Origin of the sequence: Streptomyces sp. NPDC048441, from assembly GCF_043200235.1 — a bacterium.
Classification (GTDB): Bacteria; Actinomycetota; Actinomycetes; order Streptomycetales; family Streptomycetaceae; genus Streptomyces.
The window spans coordinates 114008-136257 of record NZ_JBICXM010000001.1 but is presented as its reverse complement, the minus strand read 5'-3'; the positions used below and the strand labels follow the sequence as shown (position 1 = coordinate 136257).

The following is a 22250-nucleotide window of genomic DNA, read 5'->3' as shown; positions in this document are numbered from 1 at the left end:
ACCTCATACCCAGGTGGCGGTCGCCTCGGCCTCGAAGTGAGTCTGCGCCCGATCCAGAGCCTGGTCCGGGTCGCAGCCATGAGCCCGCAGCCAATGGAGGAGGTCCGCGATGACGTCGATCGCGGCCTCTTCCGCAACGGCGACTCCCAGAACCGAGCAGGCCTCGCCCCTCGGAACCGGCTTCTCCCCATAGATGCCGATCAGGGCCTCGGCACGATCAACGCGCAGACCACCTGCGTGCCCGGTAGGTGATCCGAGCCCCGTGGCCAGTTCGCACCAGGTGGCCTTGGAATCACTCCGCGGAATCACGCCCCACCGGTCAGTGACCGCGGCGAGCAAGGCCATCCCGCGCCCGCTCTCGGCCTCCACCTCAGCCGCGATCAGCGTCGGAAGCGCCCGCGCATCGGGGTCGCTCACCTCGATGCGGACGTACGTGCCGTTCATGCTCAGTCCGAGCGTCGTGGGCGTCTGCGGGCCCACATGCGTGATGACGTTGGCCACGAGCTCGCTCACGCACAGCTGCGCCGCTTCGACGACTTCGGGCAACCCCCACCGAGTCAGGTGCAGCCGCACGATACGCCGCAGGGATGCCACCTCCTCCGGGTCGGCCAGGAAGGGCAGTTCCCACCCCTTCCGAAGGACCCCGCATCGACAGTCGGGCATGCTCGATCAACTCCCGTCACACTGGGCAGGCATCGCTTCATGCGCTCGCCTGCGCACTTAGAGTTGCAGTGGAACTCTCAAAATGGAACTCTCACGAGAGAGTTGTGGGAGCACGCTCCCCGCCGCACGCCCCTGGTCGTGCGCCCTTGCTCCGTCACCGAGGCACGGGCACGCTCGGATCGTTCAACAAGAGAGGCCGGAAACATGGTAGTTGGGCCGACCACCCGCCGCCGCCAGCTCGGCGCCGATCTTCGCCGTCTGCGCGAACGCAAGGGGCTCACGCTGGAGGAAGCGGGAGCTCGCGTGGGCATTTCCAAAGCCACCCTCAGTCGGTACGAGACCAAGGAAGGCACGGTCAAGTGGACTGCCGTGGACGCCCTTTGCCGCGAGTACGACGCATCCGACGACGTACGTGGAGCCCTGGTCGAACTCGCAAAGGGTGCCAAGATCCAAGGATGGTGGCGTTCCCTGGCCGACCCCGTCCCGGAGTCCATGAACCTCATGCTGACGCTTGAGGACGAGGTGGTGCGCGAGGACCACTACGCATGCATGTACATCCCCGGCCTGTTCCAGACCAGGGCGTACGCCGAGGCCGTGCACCGGGCATCCGAGGTGGGCTGCTCGGATCGCGAGGTGCAGCACATGGTCGACATTCGCATGAAGAGGCAGGAGCTCCTTCAGCGCTCCGAGCCACCCCGCATCTGGGCCGTCATCGACGAAGCCGCCGTCCACCGTGTCGTAGGCGGGGCCGACGTCATGCGGGAACAACTCCAGCACCTCTTGGAGCTGTCCGAAACTCCACAAGTAACCATCCAGATACTGCCGTTCTCGGCAGGGGCCCACGCGGCTGCGGTGGGGAGCTTCGCGCTTCTGCGGGGACAGAGCCAGGACTTGGATGTCGTCTACGTGGACCTCCTCGGCGGTGGACTCTTCATGGAGAAGCCCCAGGAGCTCGAGCGATACAGGATGGCGTTCGATTACCTTCTTGCACAGGCCCTTGATCTGCCATCATCCAGCAAAGCCATTCGCCGAATCCTTAGGGAGTTGTGATGGACGCCCGACGCCTCTACTGGTTCAAGTCCTCCTACAGCGGCGGATCCGGGACCGAATGCGTCGAGGTGGCGACGACTGAGCACAGGGTCCTTGTGCGCGACTCCAAGCGCGCCACCCAGGATCGACTTGCCGTCGAGCCGCGCACCTGGGCCGGTTTCATCGCATCCATACGAGACATACCTAGCCCCTGATCCGGCCGACCCATATGCCGGCGCCCACCCCGGCATCCACTTGGCAACTGTCGAGCCTGCTGGTGCAGTTGCCCGACCGGCACCAGCTCAATGAGCAGCAGGACCGAGGCAGAGGCAGACGGCACATGGTCACACGCGGCGGCACGCAGCACTGCCCGATGAACTCCGTATCGGCGCCGCGCAGGTGGGAAGTACGAAGGCCTGCCCGCATCCGCTCAACGAAAGAGATACTTCAGCATGGCCCTCATCCACCGCGCCGCCGTCAACCCGACCAAGCTGGAGCTGCTCACCTCCTGGCTCCCCTCCCGCCCCTGGTACCGCGGCGGCCCAGCCGAACAGGATCAACAGGGCAAACCAGAGTTGACCAAGTCCGGCGGCTTCCGGCTGGATGACCCGCAGGGGGAGGTGGGGATCGAGTTCATCGTGGTCACCGACGCCTCCGGCCCTCGCCCGACCGCCTACCTCGTGCCGCTCACCTATCGCGGTGCCCCGCTCGACGGAGCTGAGCACGCCCTCGTCGGCATCATGGAGCACGGGGTGCTCGGCCGGCGCTGGACCTACGACGGCTGCCACGACCCGGTGTTGGTCGCCCAGTTGCTTGCCCTGATCGAGGGCCGGGTCCAGGCCCAGGACCAGAACACCAGCAACACCCCCGACCGGGAAGTCACCCGCTCCTACACCGGTGAAGGCGTGGCCTCCGCGAACTCCGCAGCCTTCGCCGCCACGGCAACCGACGACCAGGAAGGCACCGCGCTGGCTGTCCCGAACGGCGCAGTCCTCCGCCTGCACCGGGCCCTGCAGCCCACCCAGGACGACCCGCCGCCGCTTCCGCAAGGAGCCACCGGCCACGTCTCCGGTTCCTGGCACATGCTGGACGACACCCCGGCCCGGGGGCTGTTCGCCGTCCTGCACACGAGCTTCGGTCGTGACCAGGGAGACAGAATCTAGTCAGCAGCGGACATTCATCCCGGGCCGTCCACGGTGTTCCCAGTGAGCCCGGGGCTGGCTATTCGCGGTTGCAAGGACCGCTGTTAACCTCCTGGGGCTTGTGCCGACTGTTGGCTCTCGGGGGCTTTCGCATGACGCTCATAATGGCGGCCGCTGCGGAATCGCGGTCCAAGATCGGGTGGACCAAATACGCGACCAGCGCGGACCGTTGCGGCAAGACGAAACTGGGGTCGGGCACGGCAAAACTTCCTACCAAGGAAGTCGGGTGGCGATTCTGGGAAACGAGTTCATGACTCTCCAGCGAGGTAGCGCGGGCCGCGGCCTGGCCGTGTGTGCCTCCCTGCTGTCCGCGGCCCTCATCACAGGCTGCTCCAGTGATACCGAGAAGCCGAACGAGCCGACGGGCAGCCCCACGCGGAAGGCCACACCCACCGCGCCGGTCCAGGATGAGCAGGGCCTCGGTAAGAAGGTGAAGGAAGCCCTGGGCACGGAGAGCATCGACGACAGCGATCCGCTCTTCGTCGAGTCGGGCCTGGAACGCGTCAGCGACGGAATCCACACCGACTCGGTGTTGTCGAAAGGCAGCTCGTACGAGCTGTCGGTGGCCTGCGCGGGACGAGGCAAGGTCAGCCTCTCGGTGGGGCTGAAGGGGCACGTCCGTCAAACCGTGCTCTGCGATGGTGTCCCTGTCCTCCAGCGGATCACGGACTCGCCGAGCAAGGTCAAGATCTCGGCCGAGGGAGCATCCGGAGCCACCGGGATGATCGGTTGGCGCATCACCCGGGCCGGGAAGTAGGCCGCTCACCCCGTCCACAACACGAGCTTTGCCCCGCACCTGAGCAGATGGTGCGGGGCAACGTGCTGTCGGAACCCAGCGCCCCCCTACCCCACCCGCTCATCCCAATCAATCCGATGCTCGAACGGCCACGCGCTCCACCCCGAGCCACCCCCCAGCTTCAGCGCCACCGGCAGCATCGTGTCCCGTAGGACCCTGCCCAGTGGGCCCGCCGACTTGGTGCTGCCCGTGCGCGTGGCCGCCGTGGTGGTGAGTTTGAGGATGCGTTCCACTCGGGGGCGGCGCAGGGCTTCGTATGCCGTGAATGCCTTGTCGTGGGGCAAGTCGCGTAGGCAGCGGGCCAGTTCGACCGCGCTCTCCGAGGCCAGTGCCGCGCCCTGGCCCAGGGTCGGGGATGTCGCGTGGGCCGCGTCGCCGATCAGTGTCATGCGGCCCCGGCTCCAGGCTCGGATCGGGGGCATGTTCTCCGTGGGGCCCGTGATCAGGAGGTCCTCGGGGGCTGTTGCCGCCAGGAGGTCCGGAGCCGGGGTCCGGTCGTCCGCGCACGCCTCCCTCAGGCGCTTCAGCCACTCTCCCGCGCCCACCGCCTGCGCCTCCACCGACGTCATCGGCTCGCGGTGCGGCAGGTTCACGAACCAGATCGCCGAGGCGTCGTCGAAGATCTGGTAGCTGAAGAACGCCCGCTTCCCGAAGCACATGTACATCACGTCGGCCGTGGAGGGGAGTTCGGACGTCTGGACGCGGGCGCTGAACGTGAGCATTCCCGCGTAGTGCGGGGCCAGCACGGAAGGGTCGATCAAAGAACGCACCGTCGAGCGCAGGCCGTCCGCGCCGATCAGGATGTCCGCCCGCTCCAGCGAGCCGTCCGAGAAGCGGGCCGTCACGCCCGTGCCCGTGTCCGTCGCGTCCAGTAGGCGCTTGCCCTTGTGGAGAGCGATTCCGCGGCGTTCCGCCTCCGCCCCCATCGCCTCGTGCAGCTCCTTGCGCCATACGAAGCGGGTGGCGGGGAGGTCTTGGGGTGGGGCGAGTTGAGCCAGATGCTTGCCCGTCCAGCTGCGCAGGCCCATCGCGGTCACAGGGGTGCCGAGGGTGCTCACCACCTCCGCCGCGTCGATCGCCGCAAGCGCCTGCTGGCCGTTCGGCGCGATGGTCAGGCCGCCTCCGAGGCCGCCTCCGAGGCCAGTTCCCCGGCCGTCGTACGCCTCGTAGACCCTCGCCTCGATGCCCGCCTTGTGCAGCGCCATCGCCGCCACCGGGCCTGCGATGCCACCCCCGATGACCAGGGCGGTTCGGGTGCGGGCAGTGGTTCGCGCGGTCATCTCTACTATCGGTCCCTCGTCGGCGGCGCCTTCGCGCACGCCACGGATGCACAGCGCACACCCTCACCAACCTACGTCGCCCGGACCCCCTCGCCGCAAGGCTTTCCTGGCGGCGCGTTAGCCTCGGGCCGAAGGCTCATTGAGGACGTATCGGCTGGAAGCCGTGGAAGCGAGGCAGGCATGGCGAAGGTACCGGCAGCAGCAGTGGCCGCGGGCGGGCTCGTCGGCGGGTTCGCCGTCGCCCGGTGGACCAAGAAGCGGCCCCTCGGTGGTGTCGTACTCGCCGCCGCGGGGGTCGCCGCCGCTCAGCAGTGGCGACAGAGCTCGGGCGGCAGGACCGCCGCCGCGCTCAGTGCCGCGTACATCGTCGCCTTCGCCGGGTCCCATCCCCTCGCCAAGAAGGTCGGGGCCTGGCCCGCCGTCTTCGGGGTCGCGGGTGGCGTGGGGCTCGCCTCCTGGGTGCTCGCCGACCGCCGGGCGGCCTGAACACACCGGTCGCGGGCCCCTGTTCAGGCCTCGCTGCCCCTGAACCGGCGCACGAAACCCGCCACCGCCAGGACCCCGACCCCCATCACAAGGACGAAGAAGCCCCACGCCAGCGGCCACACCGCCGCGTCCGGCGCCGGGTGGCCCGCGAGGGAGAAGTACATCAGCGTCGCCGGCGGGCCCGCCACCAGGAGCAGCGCCCAGCCGAGGCGGTCCCGGAAGCCGAAGTAGGCCGCCAGGGTCAGCATCGAGATGGCCAGGACGGTGATGCCGAGCGCCGTCACCGGTGACGTCTCGTTTATCGCACCCGGCGTCTCGGCACGGTTGCGCAGGTCCCAGGGGAGGCTGAGCAGGTACGCCCCCGCCGCCAGGCCCGCGCCGAGTGCGCGGGTCGTCCAGCGGCCCAGGGCAGGGCGGCCGGGCAGGGGCGTCAGCACCTTTTTGAGGCTCAGGCCGTGGCGCGAGCCCATGTTCATGGGCGTGCTCCCGTTCATGGGCGTGCTCCCGTTCATGGGCGTGCTCCCGTTCATGGGCATGCTCCCGTTCGTGCTCGTGCTCGTCCTCGTGCTCATGTTCATCATCGACTTTGCCGTCATGCGGATGACTCTGCCGCCCGGCCCGGAGGGCGCGACAGAGTACGCGTACTCAGACCGGGGCTCCTCAGTCTGAGCCCCTCAAGCCCATCAGGCTGAGCCCCTCGTCCCCCTGAACGTCATCCGGTACGCCCCCGGCGACACCCCTAGCCCCGCCTGGAAGTGCTGCCTCAGGGACGCTCCCGTGCCGAAGCCCGCGTCCGTCGCGATGCGGTCGACCGTGCGGTCCGTCTCCTCCAGGAGCTCGCGGGCCCGGTCCACGCGGCGCTGGGTCAGCCACTGCATCGGCGTCAGGCCCGTCTCCTCGCGGAATCGGCGGCTGAAGGTGCGTACGCTCATGGACTCCCGCTCGGCCAGCTCGGCGAGCGTCAGGGGGTCGGACAGGCGCGACTGGGCCCACTGCCTGGCCCGGCCCGTCGACGTCAACCCCGGTTCGGCCACCGGGCGTTGGATGTACTGGGCCTGGCCGCCCTCGCGATGCGGGGGTACGACCGTGCGGCGGGCCACGTCCGCCGCCACCGCCGCGCCGTGGTCCTCGCGGATCATGTGCAGGCAGAGGTCGATGCCTGCCGCCTCTCCCGCGGAGGTGAGGACCTTGCCCTCGTCCACATACAGGACGTCCGGGTCCACCGTCACGGTCGGGAACGTGCGGGCGAAGAGGTCCGCCGAGAGCCAGTGGGTCGTCGCTCTGCGGCCGTCCAGGAGGCCTGCTGCCGCCAGGACGAAGGCGCCGGTGCAGATGGAGGCCATGCGAGCGCCTGCGTCTGTGGCGGACTTGAGCGTCCCGGCGAGAGCAGGCTTGAGCTCGCCTGGACTCAGCGACTCGTCCTCCTCGTGCGAGGCCGGGATGATCACCGTGTCTGCCGTTGCCACCGCGTCGGGGCCGTGTTCCGCGTAGACCGGGAAGTCGGCGTCCGTGCGGATCTTGCCGGGGGTCAGGGCGCAGGTGCGGAGGGTGTAGAGCGGGGGTCCGGAGGGGGTGCGGCGGGCGTTGCCGAACAGTTGGTGGACCAGGCCCAGCTCCATGGGGAGTACGCCGTCGCGGATCAGGACCGCGATCTTGTGGGGGCGGGTGGGAGGCTCGGGGCTCATGGGATGGTCCTCACCGCGTTTCCCTTTCCCCGATCCCGCCCCTTCCCGAAACCGGCTTCGCCGCCCCTTCCCGAAACCGGCTTCGCCGGGCCTTCGCGTACGGTCAATCACCGGCTTCGCCGAGTTCGTCCTCAAACGCCGGACAGGCCAAGAGGAAATCACGCCCCCAGCCCATGCGTCACCGTATAGATCGCCAAGCCCGCCAACGCCCCCACCACCGTGCCGTTGATCCTGATGAACTGCAGGTCACGGCCAATATGCGCCTCGATCTTCTTCGACGTGTGCTCGGCGTCCCAGCCCGCGACCGTGTCCGTGATCAGGGAAGTGATCTCGTCCCTGTACGTCGTGACCACGTACACCGCCGCCCCCTCGACCCAGCCGTCGACCTTCTGCCGCAGCCGGTCGTCCGTCGCCATCCGGGCGCCGAGCGAGAGCAGCGCGGCCCGCACCCGCAGGCGGAGCTCGCTGCGCTCGTCCTCGGCGGCGGCCACGATCATCTGGCGTACCGCCGACCAGGCGGAGGCGATCAGGTCCTGGACCTCGCCGCGGCCGAGCACCTCACGCTTGAGGCGCTCCACGCGCTCCCGCGTGTCCGAGTCGGACTGCAGGTCGGCGGCGAAGTCGGCGAGGAAACGGTCGACGGCGCCGCGGGCGGGGTGCTCGGGCATGTCCCGCATCTCGGCCAGGAAGCGGAGGAGTTCCTTGTAGACGCGCTCGCCGACCTTCTTGTCGACGAACCGCGGGGTCCAGCCGGGGGCGCCGCCCTGCACCGCGTCCATGACCGACTCGTCGTGCTCGACCAGCCAGTCGTGGGCGCGTACGCAGACCAGGTCGACGACTCGTCTGTGGCCGCCGTCCGCCACCACCTTCTCCAGCATCTTTCCGATGCCCGGCGCGATCTCCTGGGCGTCGGCGCGGCGCGTGATCGCCTCGCCGACCACCGCCTGCACGTCGGAGTCGCGCAGGACCGTCAAGGCTCCGCGCAGGGCCGTCGCCAGTTCGGCCGTCACCCGGTCGGCGTGTTCGGGCTCCGCCAGCCAGGTGCCGAGGCGGCCACCGATGCCCACGGCCCGCAGACGGCCTCGTACGACATCGGATGAGAGGAAGTTCTCACCCACGAACTCACCGAGCGAGACGCCCAGTTGGTCTTTTTTGTTCGGGATGATGGCCGTGTGCGGGATGGGCAGGCCCAGCGGGTGGCGGAAGAGCGCCGTCACCGCGAACCAGTCGGCGAGCGCGCCGACCATGCCCGCCTCCGCCGCCGCCGCGACATAGCCCGTCCAGGCGCCCGCTCCGGAGTTCTGGGCCCATTTGGCGAGTACGTAGACGACGGCGACGAAGACCAGGAGGCCCGTCGCCGTGATCTTCATCCGGCGGACGCCGCGCCGCTTCTCCTCGTCGGCGGGGCTGTACGTGAAGCCACCGCCACCGGCGGCGGCACCATGCCGCCCGGGAGTATCCTGTTCTGTCGCTTCGGCCGCATTTTCCGGAAATGCTCGATCAGTACGTTCCACTCACTCCACCTGGCCCATTCGCGTGGTTCGTGGCGTCCTCGCCCACATTGTCCCCGGCTCTCCGTGTCCCTTCCTGACCGACTCCTGGAACGGACCACAAGTTCCCGGCGTCTGAATGGTCGGAGGGGGGCAGTGTCGGCCGCCTCACGGCCCATGACGCATCATGGGGTGATCACATCGGAGCCTCGACCAGGCTCCCCCTGCCCGAGGAGAAACAGCCCGCATGACCAAGCGTCACGGTTATGCCCTGCTAGCCGCGGTCCTCGCGGTGATAGTGGTGATTTCCGCCGCCATATACCTCGGTGTAACGCACACCGACGACGGATCTCAGGACACCATCAGCGCGGGGCCACGCACCCCGCGCAATTCAGCGGCGCCCGCATCGGCGGGCACCTGGATCGGCTCCTGGGCGGCGTCACCCGCCGCCGCCGAGCCGGGCACGCAGCGCAACGGCTTCGCGGGTCGCTCCATCCGCAACGTCGTGCACACCAGCGTGGGCGGCGACAACGCCCGCATCACCCTGTCGAACCTGTACGGGCAGCAGCCGCTGAGCATCACCCACGCCTCGATCGCGGTCGCCGTCGGGCCGAACAACCCGGCCGTCGCACCGGGCACCCTGCGCCGCCTGAACTTCAACGGCAACACCTCGGTGGTGATCCCCGCGGGCCAGCAGGTGATGAGCGACGCGGTCCGCATCCGGGTGCCGCACGACACGGACCTGCTCGTGTCGACGTTCTCGCCGACCCCCTCGGGTCCCGTCACCATCCACCCGCACGCCCGCCAGGTCAGCTACGCCGCCGACGGCGACCGTACGGAAGACCCGAACGGCCGGGCGTACAACCAGCAGAGCACCTCCTGGCGCTACCTCTCGGCCGTGGACGTCCTGAGCAACGAGTCGAACGGCACCGTCGTCGTCTTCGGCGACTCGCTCACCGACGGCATCTCCTCCACCATGGGCGCCAACGCCCGCTGGACCGACACCCTCGCCGACCGGCTCCGCACCGAGACGGGCGGGCCGCGCTACGGCGTCGTGAACGAGGGGATCAGCGGTAACCGCGTCCTCTCGGACGGGAACGGCACCCCCGCGGACAACCCGAGCGGGCTCTCCCGCTTCGACCGCGACGTCCTGAACCGCACCGGCGTCAAGGCCGTCGTCATCGCGCTCGGCGTCAACGACATCCTGCGCAACCCGCACCAGAACAATCCCGACCGGATCACGGAGGGCCTGCGCGAACTGACCCGCCAGGCCCACACCCGCGGCATAAGGGTCGTCGGCGCGACGCTGATGCCGTTCGGTGGCCACCGGGGATACGAGCCGGAGCTCGAAGGCGTACGGGAAGCGGTGAACGAGGAGATCAGGAACGGGCAGGTCTTCGACGAGTTCGTCGACTTCGACAAGGCCCTGCGGGACCCCTACGACCCCCGCAAGCTCCGGCACGAGTACGACTCGGGCGATCACCTGCACCCCAGCGACGCGGGCTACCGGAAGATGGCGGACACCTTCAACCTGACGCAGCTGAGGGGCTCGGCAGCGGCCGAGCTGTAAGCCACAGCCACCGGGGGGGGCGGCCTCAGTGCCCGCCCCGCCTCTCATCCCGCCGCTCCAGCCTCTCCCGGCGCCGCTCCTCCTTGATCCGCAGGCGCTCCGCCCGCGGCAGCTTGCGGTCCACGCCGATCCCGCCCATCAGGGCGAAGCCCTTGACCACCACGCGCGGGGAGCCAGGCGTGCCCTCGCCCGTGGCGTGGTCGTCGAAGCCGCCCATGATGCCCCAGCCCTTGACCACCACGGTCAGCTCCGGCGGCACGGTGACCTGCATACCGCCCATGACCGTGAAGCAGCGGATCTCCACGTCACGGTCCGCGAACCGCGCCTCGCGCAGGTCGATCTCGCCGCCGCCCCACATCGCGAACGCGGTGAACCGCGAGCCCACCGTCCAGCCGCCCTTGCGGTTGAAGCCGCTCCAGAAGGCGAAGGCGCCCGTGGACGTGGCCTCGCCGCCCATGCGGGACGGCCAGTCGACCTCGCCGTCCCCGGCCTGGCTCGGCTTGACCATGGACACCATGGGCCCCTTGGCGCCCACCGCGGGGAGATCCCGGGTGATCGGCTCGAGCTCACCGTACGTACGCGCCTTGTACGTCGCGTCGAGGCGCTGCTCGAACTCCTCCATGTCGAGGCGGCCCTCGGCCATGGCATCGCGGAGCCTTTCGGCGACGCGGTCGCGGTCCGCGTCGGCGGCCCGGAGATCGGGGAGATGAGGCTGCTCGTCGGTCATACGAGCAGCCTACGAGGTCGCCTTCTCCGCGTACATCTTGGCGATGACCGCCTCGATGTCGGGTTCCCTGACCGAGAGGTCGACCATCGGGTACTCCGCCGCGATCCGCGCGACGAGCGGAGCCGCCGACTCCGCGGCCGGGAAGGCGAGCCACTGCCGCGGGCCCTCCACCTTCACCACCCGCGCCGACTCCACCTCGATGGGCGGCAGTTCGCGCTCCAGGTCCACGATCAGGGTCCGCTCGCTCTCCCCCACCTCGTGCAGCCCGGCGAGCGCGCCGTCGTACATCAGACGGCCGTGGTCGATGACCATGACCCGCTTGCAGAGCTGCTCGATGTCGGTGAGGTCGTGCGTGGTGAGCAGGACTGTTGTGCCCGCCTCCGCGTTCAAGTCCCGGAGGAATTCCCGGACTTTGGCCTTGCTGATCACATCGAGGCCGATCGTCGGCTCGTCCAGGTAGAGCACCTCGGGGTCATGGAGGAGCGCCGCCGCGATGTCGCCGCGCATCCGTTGCCCGAGCGAGAGCTGACGCACCGGCACGTCCAACAGGGCGCCCAGCTCCAGGAGTTCGACGCAGCGGTCGAGGTTCTCCTTGAAGCGGGCGTCCGGTACGCGGTACATGCGGTGCATCAGGCGGTACGAGTCGATCAGCGGCAGGTCCCACCACAGGGTGGTGCGCTGGCCGAACACCACACCGATGCGGCGCGCGAGGCGGGTGCGTTCGCGGGACGGATCGATGCCCGCGACCCGCAGCCGCCCGCCGCTCGGGGTCAGGATGCCGGTCAGCATTTTGATCGTCGTCGACTTGCCCGCGCCGTTCGGGCCGATGTAGCCGACCATCTCGCCGCGCGGCACCCGGAAAGAGATGCCGTCGACGGCCCGCACCTCGTGCTTCTCGCGCCGCATGAAGCCGGTCTTCTTGCGTACGTCGAAGACCTTCTCGACGCCGTCGAGCTCAATCAGGTCTGTTTCCACGGCGGTTCAGCTCCCAGTGCTGCGGTACGAACGAAGGCCCGCGCGCCAGGCGAGCCCCGCGAGGGCGAGACATGCGGCGGCGACCAGGGGAGGCGTGAACGCCACCCAGGTCGGCAGGTCCAGCGGATAGGGCCGCCCCATGACGTACAGCGCGGGCAGCCAGTTCACGAAGGCGAGCGGCAGCACGAAGGTCACGCCGCGCACCAGATCCTTGGTGAAGAGGGTCGGCGGATACTGGAGCAGCGTGTTGCCGCCGTAGGTGAAGGCGCTCTGCACCTCGGCCGCGTCCTGCGCCACGAACTGGAAGGCCGCGCCCGCCATGAACACGGACGCGAAGATCCCCGCTCCGGAGAGCAGCATCAGCGGGATCATCAGGGCCTTCAGCGGCGTCCATTCGATGTCCAGGACCACGAGCGCGTACGTGAGGACGAGCACCCCCTGGACGACGCGCCCGAGCCGGTGCAGCCCGAACCGGTCGGCGGCGACCTGCGCGATCACCGGTACCGGCCGTACGAGCAGCGTGTCGAGCGTGCCGTCACGCACCCGCTTCCCGAGCCGGTCCATGGACCCCAGGGCGAGGTCCGTGAGCCCGAACGCGGTGCCGGACGCGCCGTACAGGAAGGCGATCTCCGGCAGCGAGTAGCCGCCGAGCCGGTCCACCTGGGAGAACATCAGCAGGATCGCCGCGAAGTCGAAGGCCGTCACTGTCAGGTTGCCGAGCGCGGTCATCGTGAACGACACGCGGTAGGCCATCAGGGAGCGGATCCACATGCCGGAGATCAGCCGGTAGGCGCGCAGACCGTCCCGCGCCTGTGCCAGGTCAGCCACCCTGGACCACCACCCGTCGCGTGGCGACCGCCTGAAGCAGCCGCCCGGCCGTGAGGAGTGCCGCCGCCCAGCCGATCTGGAAGGCGTACGTCCGAAGCAGGTCGACGCCCGTGTGCTTGCCGAGGAACACGTCCACGGGCACCTGGAGCAGCGCCGACCAGGGCAGCGCGCGGGCGAACTCGCCGAGCGCGCCGGGGAAGACGTTCAGCGGGAGCAGCATCCCCGAGAAGAAGACGCCCGCGAGCATCGCCACCTGGGTCACGCCCGCGCCGTCCATCAGCCAGAACGCGCAGAGCGCCACCAGGAAGCGGATCCCGAAGCTGACCACCACGCCCAGGACGACGGCCACCAGGAACGCCACCCAGGTCAGCACGTCCGTGGGCAGCGCCAGATCGAAGACCAGGGAGCCGATCACCATCGGTACGACACCGCGCCCGAGCAGCTGGAACACGGCCCGGCCCAGGTCGGTCGCCAGCCACCAGGCCTGTAGGTCGGCGGGCCGGTAGAGGTCGACCGCGATGTCCCCGGTGCGGATCCGCTCGATCAGCTCGCCCTCGAAACCGCCGCCCATCAACGACATGACCGTGAGCAGCCCCTGCCCCAGCCATACGAAGGTCAGTGCCTGCGCCTGGTCGTAACCGCCGAGCCCCGGCCGCTCGTCCCAGAGGGCGATGTAGGTGTACGCCAGGATCAGCCCGAAGACGCTGTTGGTGAACACCCCGGCCAGGGTGGCGATCCGATAGGTGGCGTACCGCCGGAAGCCTCCTCGGGCGACGGCCGCGTACAAGCGGAACCGTCCTGTACGCACACGCATCCCCTTTAGCGAGAGTCTTTTAGCGAGAGCCTTGCCCCGTCCGGGCCAAAGAGACGGAGCCTAGTGCGCTCGGCATCGCTCGTGCCAGGCAATTTCGCCGCACGGCGCGTGCCTGGCAGGGAACGCAGGAAGCGACAGTGTGCAATGGGTCGTACGAGGCGTACGTGACGTACGACGCGAACCGGGAGTTCCACGAGACATGAGCAGCGACGAGCCGCAGCAGCGGGGTTCCGGTTCCGAGAAGCCCGAGGGCTGGGCGCCCCGCGAACCCGTGGATACCCCGGCCACTCCGGAAACCTCATCCGAGGCACCCGGCAGCCCCGAAGGCAAAGGCGGCAAGAAGGGCAAGAAGAAACGCCCCAAGCGCAAAGGCTGGCGGCGGATCTTCCCCACCTGGCGCATGGTGCTCGGCGGTTTCATCCTCCTGATCCTGCTCTGCGTCGGTGGCTTCGTCGCGGGCTACATGATCGTCGACATCCCGCCGGCCAACGCGGGAGCCACCGCCCAGAGCAACGTCTATCTCTATGCCGACGGCACCCAACTGGCCCGCGACGGCGAGGTCAACCGCGAGAACGTGCCGCTGAGCCAGATCCCCAAGGAAGTCCAGCACGCCGCGCTCGCCGCCGAGGACCGCGACTTCTACAGCGAGTCCGCCGTCGACCCGAAGGCGATGATCCGCGCCGCCTGGAACACCGTCACCGGCAAGGGCAAGCAGTCCGGTTCGACGATCACCCAGCAGTTCGTGAAGAACTACTACCTGGGCCAGGAGCAGACCGTCACCCGCAAGGCCAAGGAATTCTTCATCTCGATCAAGCTGGACCGCGAGGTGAGCAAGAACGACATCCTCTCCGGGTATCTGAACACCAGCTACTTCGGACGCAACGCGTACGGCGTCCAGGCCGCCGCCCAGGCCTACTTCGGCAAGGACGTCAAAAAGCTGAACACCGCGCAGGGCGCCTACCTCGCGACACTCCTCAACTCCCCCAACGCGTACGACGTGGCGACCCACCCGGAGAACAAGAAGCGTGCCGAGGGCCGCTGGAACTACGTCCTCGACGGCATGGTCAAGGAGGGCTGGCTCAGCGCGTCCGAGCGGGCGAGGACCAAGTTCCCCGCTCCGAAGGAGGCCAAGGGCTCCTCCGGTCTCTCCGGGCAGCGCGGCTATCTCGTACAGGCCGTCGAGGACTATCTGACGGCCAACGACATCGTCGACGAGGACACCCTCGCCAAGGGCGGCTACCGCATCACCACCACCCTCCAGAAGGACCGCCAGGACGCCTTCAAGAAGGCCGTCGACGACCAGGTGATGGACCAGGTCGACAAGGGCGCCCGCAAGGTCGACCGCAATGTGCGCGCGGGCGGCGCGTCGATCGACCCGGCCACCGGCGAGGTCGTCGCCATGTACGGCGGCATCGACTACACGAAGCAGTACGTCAACAACGCCACGCGCCGCGACTACCAAGTCGGCTCCACCTTCAAGCCGTTCGTCTTCACCTCGGCCGTGGAGAACGGCTCGGTCACCCAGGACGGCCGCACGATCACCCCGAACACGATCTACGACGGCACCAACAAGCGCCCGGTGCAGGGCTGGGACGGCGGGACGTACGCGCCCGAGAACGAGGACGACGTCGACTACGGCAACATCACCGTGAGCACCGCCACCGACAAGTCCGTCAACTCGGTCTACGCGCAGATGGCCGTCGACGTCGGCTCGGACAAGGTCAAGGACACGGCGGTCGACCTCGGCATCCCGGAGTCCACCCCCGACCTGACCGCGTCCCCGTCCATCGCGCTCGGCCCGTCCACGGCCTCCGTCCTGGACATGACGGAGGCGTACGCGACGCTCGCCAACCACGGCAAGCACCCCACGTACACGATGGTCGCGAAGGTCACCAAGGACGGCCAGGAAGTCGAACTGCCGGAGAAGAAGACCGCGCAGGCCGTCAGCCGCGAAGCCGCCGACACCACCACGTCCATCCTGCGGAGCGTCGTCGACGGCGGCACCGGCACGGCGGCGCAGGCCGCGGGCCGCCCGGCGGCGGGCAAGACCGGCACCGCGGAGGAGGACAAGGCGGCCTGGTTCGCGGGCTACACGCCGGAACTCGCCACCGTGGTCTCCGTGATGGGCCAGGACCCGAAGACCGGCGCGCACACCCCGCTGTACGGGGCGCTCGGCCAGCCCCGCATCAACGGCGGCGCCTACCCCGCCCAGATCTGGGCGCAGTTCACCAAGGAGGCCCTGGCCGACGAGCCGGTACAGGACTTCGACCTGGAGCTGGAGCAGGGCGCCGACGAGCCGGTGGTCCCGGACCCCTCGGACGTCACGGAGGACCCGGCGACCGGCGGCGCGGCCACGGGCGGCGAGACGCCGGGCCAGGACCAGGGGCAGACCCAGGGCCAGGACGCGGGCCAGACGCAGGGACAGGATCAGGGCCAGACCCAAGGCCAGGACCAGGGGCAGACGCAGGGGCAGGATCAAGGGCAGACCCAAGGCCCCACGGACGGCGGTGCCACCACCGACGGCGGGGCGGCCGACGGAGGCGCCACCGCCGACGGGGGCGCCGCCCAGGGCGGCCAGACCGAAGGCTCCACCGCCGACGGCGGAACGGCCGACGACGGTGGAGCTCTGGGTGGCCTGACGGACAACTCGGCGACGAGGAGGCGGGGCGAACCCGCGGCCCGCTAACCGGTGGCCTAGTGCCCCGAAGTGGCCTTCAGACCCACGACGGCGACGAGCAGCAGCACGACGAAGAAGATCCGGGCGGCGGTGGCGGGCTCACCGAGGACCATCATCCCGACCACCGCGGCACCGGCCGCACCGATGCCGACCCAGACGCCGTACGCCGTGCCGATGGGCAGCGTCTTGGCGGCGTGCGAGAGCAGCATCATGCTCGCGACGATCCCGAGGCCGGTGAACACGCTCGGCCACAGCCGCGTGAACCCCTCGGTGAACTTCATCCCGATCGACCAGCCCACTTCGAGCAGACCGGCGACGATCAACAGAACCCAGGCCATGACGGCACCTCCGACAACGTGGAACGCGACTCGCGGTCGCGCTCGCGCTACTTGATGGGGGTGCGTCGTCTTTGCGGAATCCCGGTACGGCGCGTCTCGTCGGGGTCCTTCAAAGGTAGCAAAGAACGCGCAAAAGGGGCTGGTGACGATGGTCACCAGCCCCTTCAGCGCTTGCTAAAGACAGTGCTCGCTAAAGACAGCGCTTGCTAAAGATAAAGCCCGGTCGAATCCTCGGACCCCTCGAACCGGTCGGCGGCCACGGCATGTAGATCGCGCTCGCGCATCAGCACGTACGCCACGCCCCGCACCTCCACCTCGGCCCGGTCCTCCGGGTCGTACAGAACCCGGTCACCGGGCTCCACCGCCCGCACGTTCTGCCCGACGGCGACCACGGCGGCCCAGGCGAGACGCCTGCCGACAGCGGCGGTGGCGGGGATCAGGATGCCGCCACCCGACTTGCGCTCGCCCTCACCGGTGTCCTGCCGCACGAGCACACGGTCGTGCAGCATCCGGATGGGCAGCTTGTCGTCGTGGGTGCTTGGTCCCTGGCTTTTGGCGCTCACGCCCTGAACCTACCTGCCACCGGCACGCCCGTACGCTCCCGGGTCAGCCCTTGCGGCGCCGCGAACCCACCGTGAGCAGCCCCATGAGCCCCACGACCACCAGCGCCACCGGCACGATCCGCTCCAGGCGCGGCGCCCCGTCCTCGGTCACCAGCTGGCCCTTCACATCGGACACGAGCCGGTTGGCACCGACGTACGCCCGCCCGAGGGTGTTGTCCACACTCGCGACGACCTTGGCCTTCGCGTCGCCGACCACCGTCTTCGGGTGGACCCGCACCCCGATCTCGTCGAGCGTCTCGGCGAGCGTCTCGCGACGGCGCTTGATGTCCGCCTCGATCTGCGCCGGGGTCCTGATATCCGACGTCTCCGACACCGCGCTGCCTCCGTGGTCGTTTCCGGCTATGAGTCTTTCTGTACGTATCACCGACAGTCTGTCAGCTCGACGCGCACCGCACCCCACGGCACCCCTATTACCCTCGACTGCGTCACCACACGTTTTTGCGAAACATCCTGTGCGAGGAGACCGAAGATGAGCGAGCGACTCACCCCCGGCGACACGGCCCCGGCCTTCACCCTGCCGGACGCGGACGGCAACGAGGTCTCCCTGGCCGCCCACAAGGGCCGCAAGGTCATCGTCTACTTCTACCCGGCCGCCCTCACCCCCGGCTGCACCAAGCAGGCCTGCGACTTCACGGACAACCTCGACGTCCTCGCGACCGCGGGCTACGACGTGATCGGCGTGTCCCCCGACAAGCCGGAGAAGCTGGCGAAGTTCCGCGAGAAGGAGAACCTCAAGGTCACGCTGGTCGGCGACCCGTCCAAGGAGACCCTCGAGGCGTACGGCGCCTTCGGCGAGAAGAAGCTGTACGGCAAGACGGTCACCGGGGTCATCCGCTCGACGATCGTGGTCGACGAGGCGGGCAAGGTGGAGCACGCGTTCTACAACGTCAAGGCGACGGGACACGTAGCCAAGATCATCAAGGACCTGGGCATCTGAGCGCTGCGCGGATGCCTGATCGTTGAGCCATGTGCCGCTCGAACCCTCGGCCCGATAGCATGACGGACTACCAGCGGCGGTGGTGCAATGGCGACACAGCTGGTTTAGGTCCAGTGACCCGTGACAGGGTTTGAGGGTTCGAATCCCTTCCGCCGCACTGATCCTTCGGATCGAAGGCCCGTCTCGCGAACCCCGCGAGCCGGGCCTTCGTCGTACGTACGCCCCCTCAGCCCAACAGCTCCCGCACCACCGGCACCAGCCCCCGGAACGCCTTCCCCCGATGGCTGATCGCGTTCTTCTCCGCAGGAGTCAGCTCCGCGCACGTCCGCGTCTCGCCCTCCGGCTGAAGAACCGGGTCGTAGCCGAAGCCCCCCGATCCCGAAGGCGCATGACGCAGTACGCCTCTCAGCTGCCCCTCGACCACCCTCTCCGTGCCGTCCGGGAGGGCAAGCGCCGCCGCGCAGGCGAAGTGGGCGCCCCGGTGCGTGTCCGAGGCGATGTCGCCCAGTTGGGCCAGCAGCAGTTCCAGGTTGGCGGTGTCGTCGCCGTGCTTGCCTGCCCAGCGGGCGGAGAAGATGCCGGGGGCGCCGCCCAGGACGTCGACGCAGAGGCCGGAGTCGTCGGCGACGGCGGGGAGGCCGGTGGCCTGGGCGAGGGCGTGGGCTTTGAGGAGGGCGTTCTCGGCGAAGGTGACGCCGGTTTCCTTGACGTCGGGGATCTCGGGGTAGGCGTCCGCGCCGACGAGGTCATGGGTGAGGCCTGCGTCGGCGAGGATCGCCCTGAGTTCCGTGATCTTGCCGGAGTTACGGGTGGCGAGGATGAGGCGGGTCATGACGACCAGTATCAAGCCCCCGGACGTCCGGACGTTACGGCGTGCAGACCTTCGTCAGTTCGCCCCCCGCGTCCACGACCGGCTTGAGGTCGGGCGTCGCGTCGCCGTTGTCGATGGCTGTGCGGACGTTGTCGACGGCCTTGCCGAGGTCGTCGACCGCCTTGTTCACATCTGTGTCGTCGGTCTTGTCGCCGATCTTGTCGATGTTCTTGTCGATCTCGTCGAGCGCCTTGTCGGCCTGCGTGGGGTCGTCGCCCGCCTTCTCGATGGCCTGCTGCAGGTCGATGACGCTGTCGGAGATGGCGTCCGCAGCCTGGACACAGTCGAGGGCCTTCTCGACGGCGCCGCAGCCGACGAGTCCGGCGCCCGCCGTTACGGCGATCAGAACGGAAGTGATGGCGATGGCGATACGGCGGTGGCGCGCGGCCATGCGTGGGTCCCTCCCCGAGTGCTGGTACGGGCGCACGGCTTTGCCCGTGCGCCCGTATCCGTAAGAACGCCCGCTTGGGGCCCGATGGTTGCTTGCCTGATCGGTTACTTCGTCGGTTACGTCGTCGGTTACTTCGTTGCTTCCAGTGCCTCGCGCTGGAATGCCGCGAGGTCCTCGCAGCCGCCTACCGCCAGGTCGAGCAGCGCGTTGAGCTCCTTGCGGTCGAACGGCTCGGCCTCGGCCGTGCCTTGGACCTCGACGAAGCGGCCGTCGCCGGTGCAGACGACGTTCATGTCGGTGTCGGCCTTCACGTCCTCCTCGTAGCGGAGGTCGAGGAGCGGCACGCCGCCGACGATGCCTACGGAGACGGCGGAGACGGTGTCGGTGAGGGGCTTGCGTCCTGCCTTGATGAGCTTCTTGCCCTGGGCCCAGGCGACGGCGTCGGCCAGCGCGACGTACGCGCCGGTGATGGCCGCCGTGCGGGTGCCGCCGTCTGCCTGGAGGACGTCGCAGTCGAGGACGATGGTGTTCTCGCCGAGTGCCTTGTAGTCGATGACGGCCCGGAGGGAGCGGCCGATGAGGCGGCTGATCTCGTGCGTGCGGCCGCCGATCTTGCCGCGTACGGATTCGCGGTCGCCGCGGGTGTTGGTGGCGCGCGGCAGCATCGAGTACTCGGCGGTGACCCATCCTTCGCCGCTGCCCTTGCGCCAGCGCGGGACGCCCTCGGTGACGGAGGCGGTGCAGAAGACCTTGGTGTCGCCGAAGGAGATGAGGACGGAGCCCTCGGCGTGCTTGCTCCAGCCGCGTTCGATGGTGATCGGGCGGAGCTGTTCGGGGGTGCGGCCGTCGATTCGAGACATGGTGCCGAGCCTATCCGGTACGCGTGTGGGCCCCGCTCCTGTTGTCGGAGCGGGGCCCACACGCATGTCCGGCTGGGAGTCCGGGGGTTACTCCCCGGATGATGCGGCGCTGCTCACATCATGTCTTCGATGTCCGCCGCGATGGGGTCCGCGTCGGTGCCGATGACGACCTGGATCGCGGTGCCCATCTTGACGACGCCGTGGGCGCCCGCGGCCTTCAGCGCGGCGTCGTCGACCTTGCTCGGGTCGATAACCTCGGTGCGGAGGCGGGTGATGCAGCCCTCGACCTCTTCGATGTTCTCGATGCCGCCGAGCCCGGCGACGATCTTCTCAGCCTTGCTGGCCATGGTGTTCTCCCTGTTCTTAAAGGACGCGGCCTCACCACACCGTAGGCACGCTTTGTCACGGTAACGCACGGTTGGAGCATCTTCGCGGGCGGTTACGGCAGTCGTGCCCAATGATGACGATCAAGGTGCCATCCCTCTCGCCAACCCTCTGGGGACGGCACCGCACCCGTTTCGCAACTGGTCTACACCAGTTTTCAACGACCGCCAAACCTGGCTTGTTCCGGAGGGGACGCCGATGAGTTCCGAAGCAGCAGCGGTGCCGCAGAAGAAGTGGTGGAACGGCCTGTTCCAGGCTCTCCAGAAGATGGGGCGCAGCCTCCAGCTCCCCATCGCCGTCCTCCCCGCGGCCGGCATCCTCAACCGTCTCGGCCAGCCGGACGTCTTCGGCGACGACGGCCTCGGCTGGACGAACGTCGCCAAGGTCTTCGCGGCGGCGGGCGGTTCGCTCCTGGACTCCACGCTCGGTCTGCCCCTGCTGTTCTGTATCGGTGTCGCGATCGGCATGGCGAAGAAGTCGGACGGCTCCACGGCGCTCGCGGCGGTAGCGGGTTTCCTCGTCTACTACGCGGTACTCCGCGCCTTCCCCGACGACTGCCCTACGGACACCACGTTCGGCGGCGCGGGGATGTGGGGCGGTGTGTGCGTGGCGGAGGACGGGACGGTCGCGCAGGCCCCGTATCAGAATCCAGGGGTCTTCGGCGGCATCGTGATGGGCCTGCTCGCCGCATGGTTCTGGCAGCGCTACCACCGCGTGAAGCTGGTCGACTGGCTCGGCTTCTTCAACGGGCGCCGCCTGGTGCCGATCATCATGGCTTTCGTCGGTCTGGTCTTCGCCGGTGTCTGTGTCTGGATCTGGCCGCCGATCGGTGACGGGCTCACCAGCTTCTCCAAGTGGCTTGTGGACCTTGGGTGGTTGGGTTCAGGCATCTTCGGTGTGGCGAACCGCGCACTGCTCACGATCGGCCTGCACCAGTTCCTGAACACGTTCGTCTGGTTCCAGTTCGGCGACTTCACCAAGCCGGACGGCACGATCGTCCACGGTGACATCAACCGCTTCCTCGCGGGCGACCCGACGGCGGGTCAGTTCACTTCGGGCTTCTTCCCGATCATGATGTTCGCCCTCCCCGCTGCCGCTCTGGCGATCACGCACGCGGCCCGCCCCGAACGCCGCAAGGTCGTCGGCGGCATGATGCTCTCGGTGGGCCTGACGTCGTTCGTCACCGGCATCACCGAGCCGATCGAGTACTCGTTCCTCTTCATCGCGCCACTGCTTTACGCCATCCACGCGGTCCTGACCGGTGTCTCGATGGCGGTGACATGGGCGCTGGGGGTCAAGGACGGCTTCAGCTTCTCCGCGGGCCTGATCGACTACGTCATCAACTGGAGTCTGGCGACCAAACCCTGGTTGATCATTCCGATCGGTCTTGCGTTCGCGGCGGTGTACTACGTCCTGTTCAGCTTCGTGATCCGCAAGTTCAACCTGGCGACTCCCGGGCGAGAACCGGAGGAGGAGGCGGAGGCGTTGGACGCGGAACAGACCAAGGCTTAGCGCTTGGCGGTGCGGCCCGCAGGCCCACTCCCGGCGCTAGACCCCCGGACCTCTGGTCCGGGGGTCTTTCTGCGTTCATTTCGCGTTATGGCCGACCCCACAAAACTCGTGG

General features: G+C 68.6%; 26 protein-coding genes, 1 tRNA gene and 1 riboswitch. Of the genes, 11 read left to right on the top strand and 16 right to left on the bottom strand.

Going from position 1 to position 22250, the window contains the following annotated elements; genetic code table 11:
• Positions 1–3: 3 nt before the first annotated feature.
• A complete protein-coding gene (locus ACGFSB_RS00640; RefSeq protein WP_393391980.1) occupies positions 4–663 on the bottom strand; it encodes an ATP-binding protein in 660 nt (219 codons plus the stop codon).
• Between the two features lie 204 nt (positions 664–867).
• Between ACGFSB_RS00640 and ACGFSB_RS00635 the strand changes: the two genes are divergently transcribed.
• The 4 genes from ACGFSB_RS00635 to ACGFSB_RS00620 all read left to right on the top strand — a co-directional run bounded on the left by ACGFSB_RS00635 (position 868) and on the right by ACGFSB_RS00620 (position 3651).
• Complete coding sequence (locus ACGFSB_RS00635; RefSeq protein ID WP_393391977.1) at positions 868–1713, top strand: helix-turn-helix domain-containing protein; 846 nt, start codon at positions 868–870, stop codon at positions 1711–1713.
• A complete protein-coding gene (locus tag ACGFSB_RS00630) occupies positions 1713–1907 on the top strand; it encodes a DUF397 domain-containing protein (protein ID WP_393391974.1) in 195 nt (64 codons plus the stop codon). The genes ACGFSB_RS00635 and ACGFSB_RS00630 overlap by 1 nt, the downstream gene beginning before the upstream one ends.
• A 237-nt stretch (positions 1908–2144) precedes the next feature.
• Positions 2145–2855, top strand: a complete 711-nt coding sequence (locus ACGFSB_RS00625) for a 1,4-alpha-glucan branching protein (RefSeq protein ID WP_393391971.1) — start codon at positions 2145–2147, stop codon at positions 2853–2855.
• A 265-nt stretch (positions 2856–3120) separates the two neighbouring features.
• Complete coding sequence (locus ACGFSB_RS00620; protein WP_393391968.1) at positions 3121–3651, top strand: hypothetical protein; 531 nt, start codon at positions 3121–3123, stop codon at positions 3649–3651.
• An 86-nt stretch (positions 3652–3737) separates the two neighbouring features.
• On the opposite strand, the gene ACGFSB_RS00615 is transcribed toward ACGFSB_RS00620, so the two are convergent.
• Entirely contained in the window at positions 3738–4970 is a 1233-nt protein-coding gene (locus tag ACGFSB_RS00615; RefSeq protein WP_393391965.1) for an FAD-dependent oxidoreductase, read from the bottom strand.
• A 180-nt stretch (positions 4971–5150) separates the two neighbouring features.
• Here ACGFSB_RS00615 and ACGFSB_RS00610 point away from each other — a divergent pair, with 180 nt between their 5' ends.
• Positions 5151–5456, top strand: coding sequence for a hypothetical protein (locus ACGFSB_RS00610; RefSeq protein WP_393391962.1), 306 nt, complete (start codon positions 5151–5153; stop codon positions 5454–5456).
• A gap of 23 nt (positions 5457–5479) precedes the next feature.
• Here the strand turns inward: ACGFSB_RS00610 and ACGFSB_RS00605 are convergent, their stop codons facing one another.
• Complete coding sequence (locus ACGFSB_RS00605; protein ID WP_393391960.1) at positions 5480–5950, bottom strand: hypothetical protein; 471 nt, start codon at positions 5948–5950, stop codon at positions 5480–5482.
• Here ACGFSB_RS00605 and ACGFSB_RS00600 point away from each other — a divergent pair.
• On the top strand, positions 5937–6125 hold the full coding sequence (locus tag ACGFSB_RS00600; protein ID WP_393391957.1) for a hypothetical protein: 189 nt from the start codon (positions 5937–5939) through the stop codon (positions 6123–6125). The genes ACGFSB_RS00605 and ACGFSB_RS00600 overlap by 14 nt on opposite strands.
• Before the next feature lie 14 nt (positions 6126–6139).
• On the opposite strand, the gene ACGFSB_RS00595 is transcribed toward ACGFSB_RS00600, so the two are convergent.
• Together ACGFSB_RS00595 and ACGFSB_RS00590 are read right to left on the bottom strand one after the other, a co-directional pair.
• Complete coding sequence (locus ACGFSB_RS00595) at positions 6140–7141, bottom strand: GlxA family transcriptional regulator (RefSeq protein WP_393391954.1); 1002 nt, start codon at positions 7139–7141, stop codon at positions 6140–6142.
• Positions 7142–7299: 158 nt separating this feature from the next.
• Positions 7300–8655 (bottom strand): DUF445 domain-containing protein, encoded by a 1356-nt coding sequence (locus ACGFSB_RS00590; RefSeq protein ID WP_393391951.1) that lies wholly within the window; start codon positions 8653–8655, stop codon positions 7300–7302.
• Between the two features lie 223 nt (positions 8656–8878).
• On the opposite strand from ACGFSB_RS00590, the gene ACGFSB_RS00585 reads away from it, so the two are divergent.
• Complete coding sequence (locus ACGFSB_RS00585) at positions 8879–10201, top strand: SGNH/GDSL hydrolase family protein (protein WP_393391948.1); 1323 nt, start codon at positions 8879–8881, stop codon at positions 10199–10201.
• Between the two features lie 25 nt (positions 10202–10226).
• On the opposite strand, the gene ACGFSB_RS00580 is transcribed toward ACGFSB_RS00585, so the two are convergent.
• Genes ACGFSB_RS00580 through ACGFSB_RS00565 form a run of 4 tightly spaced genes read right to left on the bottom strand, consistent with a single transcriptional unit; the run spans position 10227 to position 13545 of the window.
• Entirely contained in the window at positions 10227–10928 is a 702-nt protein-coding gene (locus ACGFSB_RS00580; RefSeq protein ID WP_393391945.1) for a DUF1707 domain-containing protein, read from the bottom strand.
• 9 nt (positions 10929–10937) lie between these two features.
• On the bottom strand, positions 10938–11903 hold the full coding sequence (locus tag ACGFSB_RS00575; RefSeq protein WP_393391943.1) for an ATP-binding cassette domain-containing protein: 966 nt from the start codon (positions 11901–11903) through the stop codon (positions 10938–10940).
• 6 nt (positions 11904–11909) lie between these two features.
• On the bottom strand, positions 11910–12731 hold the full coding sequence (locus tag ACGFSB_RS00570; RefSeq protein ID WP_393391940.1) for an ABC transporter permease: 822 nt from the start codon (positions 12729–12731) through the stop codon (positions 11910–11912).
• Positions 12724–13545, bottom strand: coding sequence for an ABC transporter permease (locus ACGFSB_RS00565; RefSeq protein ID WP_393391937.1), 822 nt, complete (start codon positions 13543–13545; stop codon positions 12724–12726). The genes ACGFSB_RS00570 and ACGFSB_RS00565 overlap by 8 nt, the downstream gene beginning before the upstream one ends.
• A gap of 199 nt (positions 13546–13744) precedes the next feature.
• Between ACGFSB_RS00565 and ACGFSB_RS00560 the strand changes: the two genes are divergently transcribed.
• Positions 13745–16231 (top strand): transglycosylase domain-containing protein, encoded by a 2487-nt coding sequence (locus ACGFSB_RS00560; protein WP_393391934.1) that lies wholly within the window; start codon positions 13745–13747, stop codon positions 16229–16231.
• 8 nt (positions 16232–16239) lie between these two features.
• On the opposite strand, the gene ACGFSB_RS00555 is transcribed toward ACGFSB_RS00560, so the two are convergent.
• The 3 genes from ACGFSB_RS00555 to ACGFSB_RS00545 form a co-directional block, all read right to left on the bottom strand.
• Positions 16240–16560, bottom strand: a complete 321-nt coding sequence (locus tag ACGFSB_RS00555) for a multidrug efflux SMR transporter (RefSeq protein ID WP_160505255.1) — start codon at positions 16558–16560, stop codon at positions 16240–16242.
• A gap of 59 nt (positions 16561–16619) precedes the next feature.
• Positions 16620–16689, bottom strand: a riboswitch (guanidine-III (ykkC-III) riboswitch).
• A gap of 77 nt (positions 16690–16766) precedes the next feature.
• Positions 16767–17069 (bottom strand): GroES family chaperonin, encoded by a 303-nt coding sequence (locus ACGFSB_RS00550; protein WP_393393730.1) that lies wholly within the window; start codon positions 17067–17069, stop codon positions 16767–16769.
• A 97-nt stretch (positions 17070–17166) separates the two neighbouring features.
• Positions 17167–17496: a DUF3618 domain-containing protein gene (locus ACGFSB_RS00545; RefSeq protein WP_393391931.1), complete on the bottom strand. Its 330-nt coding sequence runs from the start codon at positions 17494–17496 to the stop codon at positions 17167–17169.
• Positions 17497–17652: 156 nt separating this feature from the next.
• On the opposite strand from ACGFSB_RS00545, the gene bcp reads away from it, so the two are divergent.
• Both bcp and ACGFSB_RS00535 read left to right on the top strand, forming a co-directional pair.
• Positions 17653–18120: a thioredoxin-dependent thiol peroxidase gene (gene bcp, locus ACGFSB_RS00540; protein WP_393391928.1), complete on the top strand. Its 468-nt coding sequence runs from the start codon at positions 17653–17655 to the stop codon at positions 18118–18120.
• A 73-nt stretch (positions 18121–18193) separates the two neighbouring features.
• Positions 18194–18277: transfer RNA gene (locus tag ACGFSB_RS00535), tRNA-Leu, on the top strand.
• Positions 18278–18346: 69 nt separating this feature from the next.
• Here the strand turns inward: ACGFSB_RS00535 and rdgB are convergent.
• The 4 genes from rdgB to ACGFSB_RS00515 all read right to left on the bottom strand — a co-directional run bounded on the left by rdgB (position 18347) and on the right by ACGFSB_RS00515 (position 20589).
• Positions 18347–18952 (bottom strand): RdgB/HAM1 family non-canonical purine NTP pyrophosphatase, encoded by a 606-nt coding sequence (gene rdgB / locus ACGFSB_RS00530; protein WP_393391925.1) that lies wholly within the window; start codon positions 18950–18952, stop codon positions 18347–18349.
• 34 nt (positions 18953–18986) lie between these two features.
• Positions 18987–19382, bottom strand: a complete 396-nt coding sequence (locus tag ACGFSB_RS00525; RefSeq protein ID WP_393391923.1) for a hypothetical protein — start codon at positions 19380–19382, stop codon at positions 18987–18989.
• A gap of 128 nt (positions 19383–19510) precedes the next feature.
• The gene (gene rph / locus ACGFSB_RS00520; RefSeq protein WP_393391920.1) at positions 19511–20242 is read right to left on the bottom strand and encodes a ribonuclease PH; all 732 of its coding nucleotides are present in this window, start codon (positions 20240–20242) and stop codon (positions 19511–19513) included.
• A 113-nt stretch (positions 20243–20355) separates the two neighbouring features.
• The gene (locus tag ACGFSB_RS00515) at positions 20356–20589 is read right to left on the bottom strand and encodes a glucose PTS transporter subunit EIIB (RefSeq protein WP_389206627.1); all 234 of its coding nucleotides are present in this window, start codon (positions 20587–20589) and stop codon (positions 20356–20358) included.
• 235 nt (positions 20590–20824) lie between these two features.
• Here ACGFSB_RS00515 and ACGFSB_RS00510 point away from each other — a divergent pair, with 235 nt between their 5' ends.
• On the top strand, positions 20825–22138 hold the full coding sequence (locus ACGFSB_RS00510; protein ID WP_393391917.1) for a PTS transporter subunit EIIC: 1314 nt from the start codon (positions 20825–20827) through the stop codon (positions 22136–22138).
• Positions 22139–22250 lie beyond the last annotated feature (112 nt).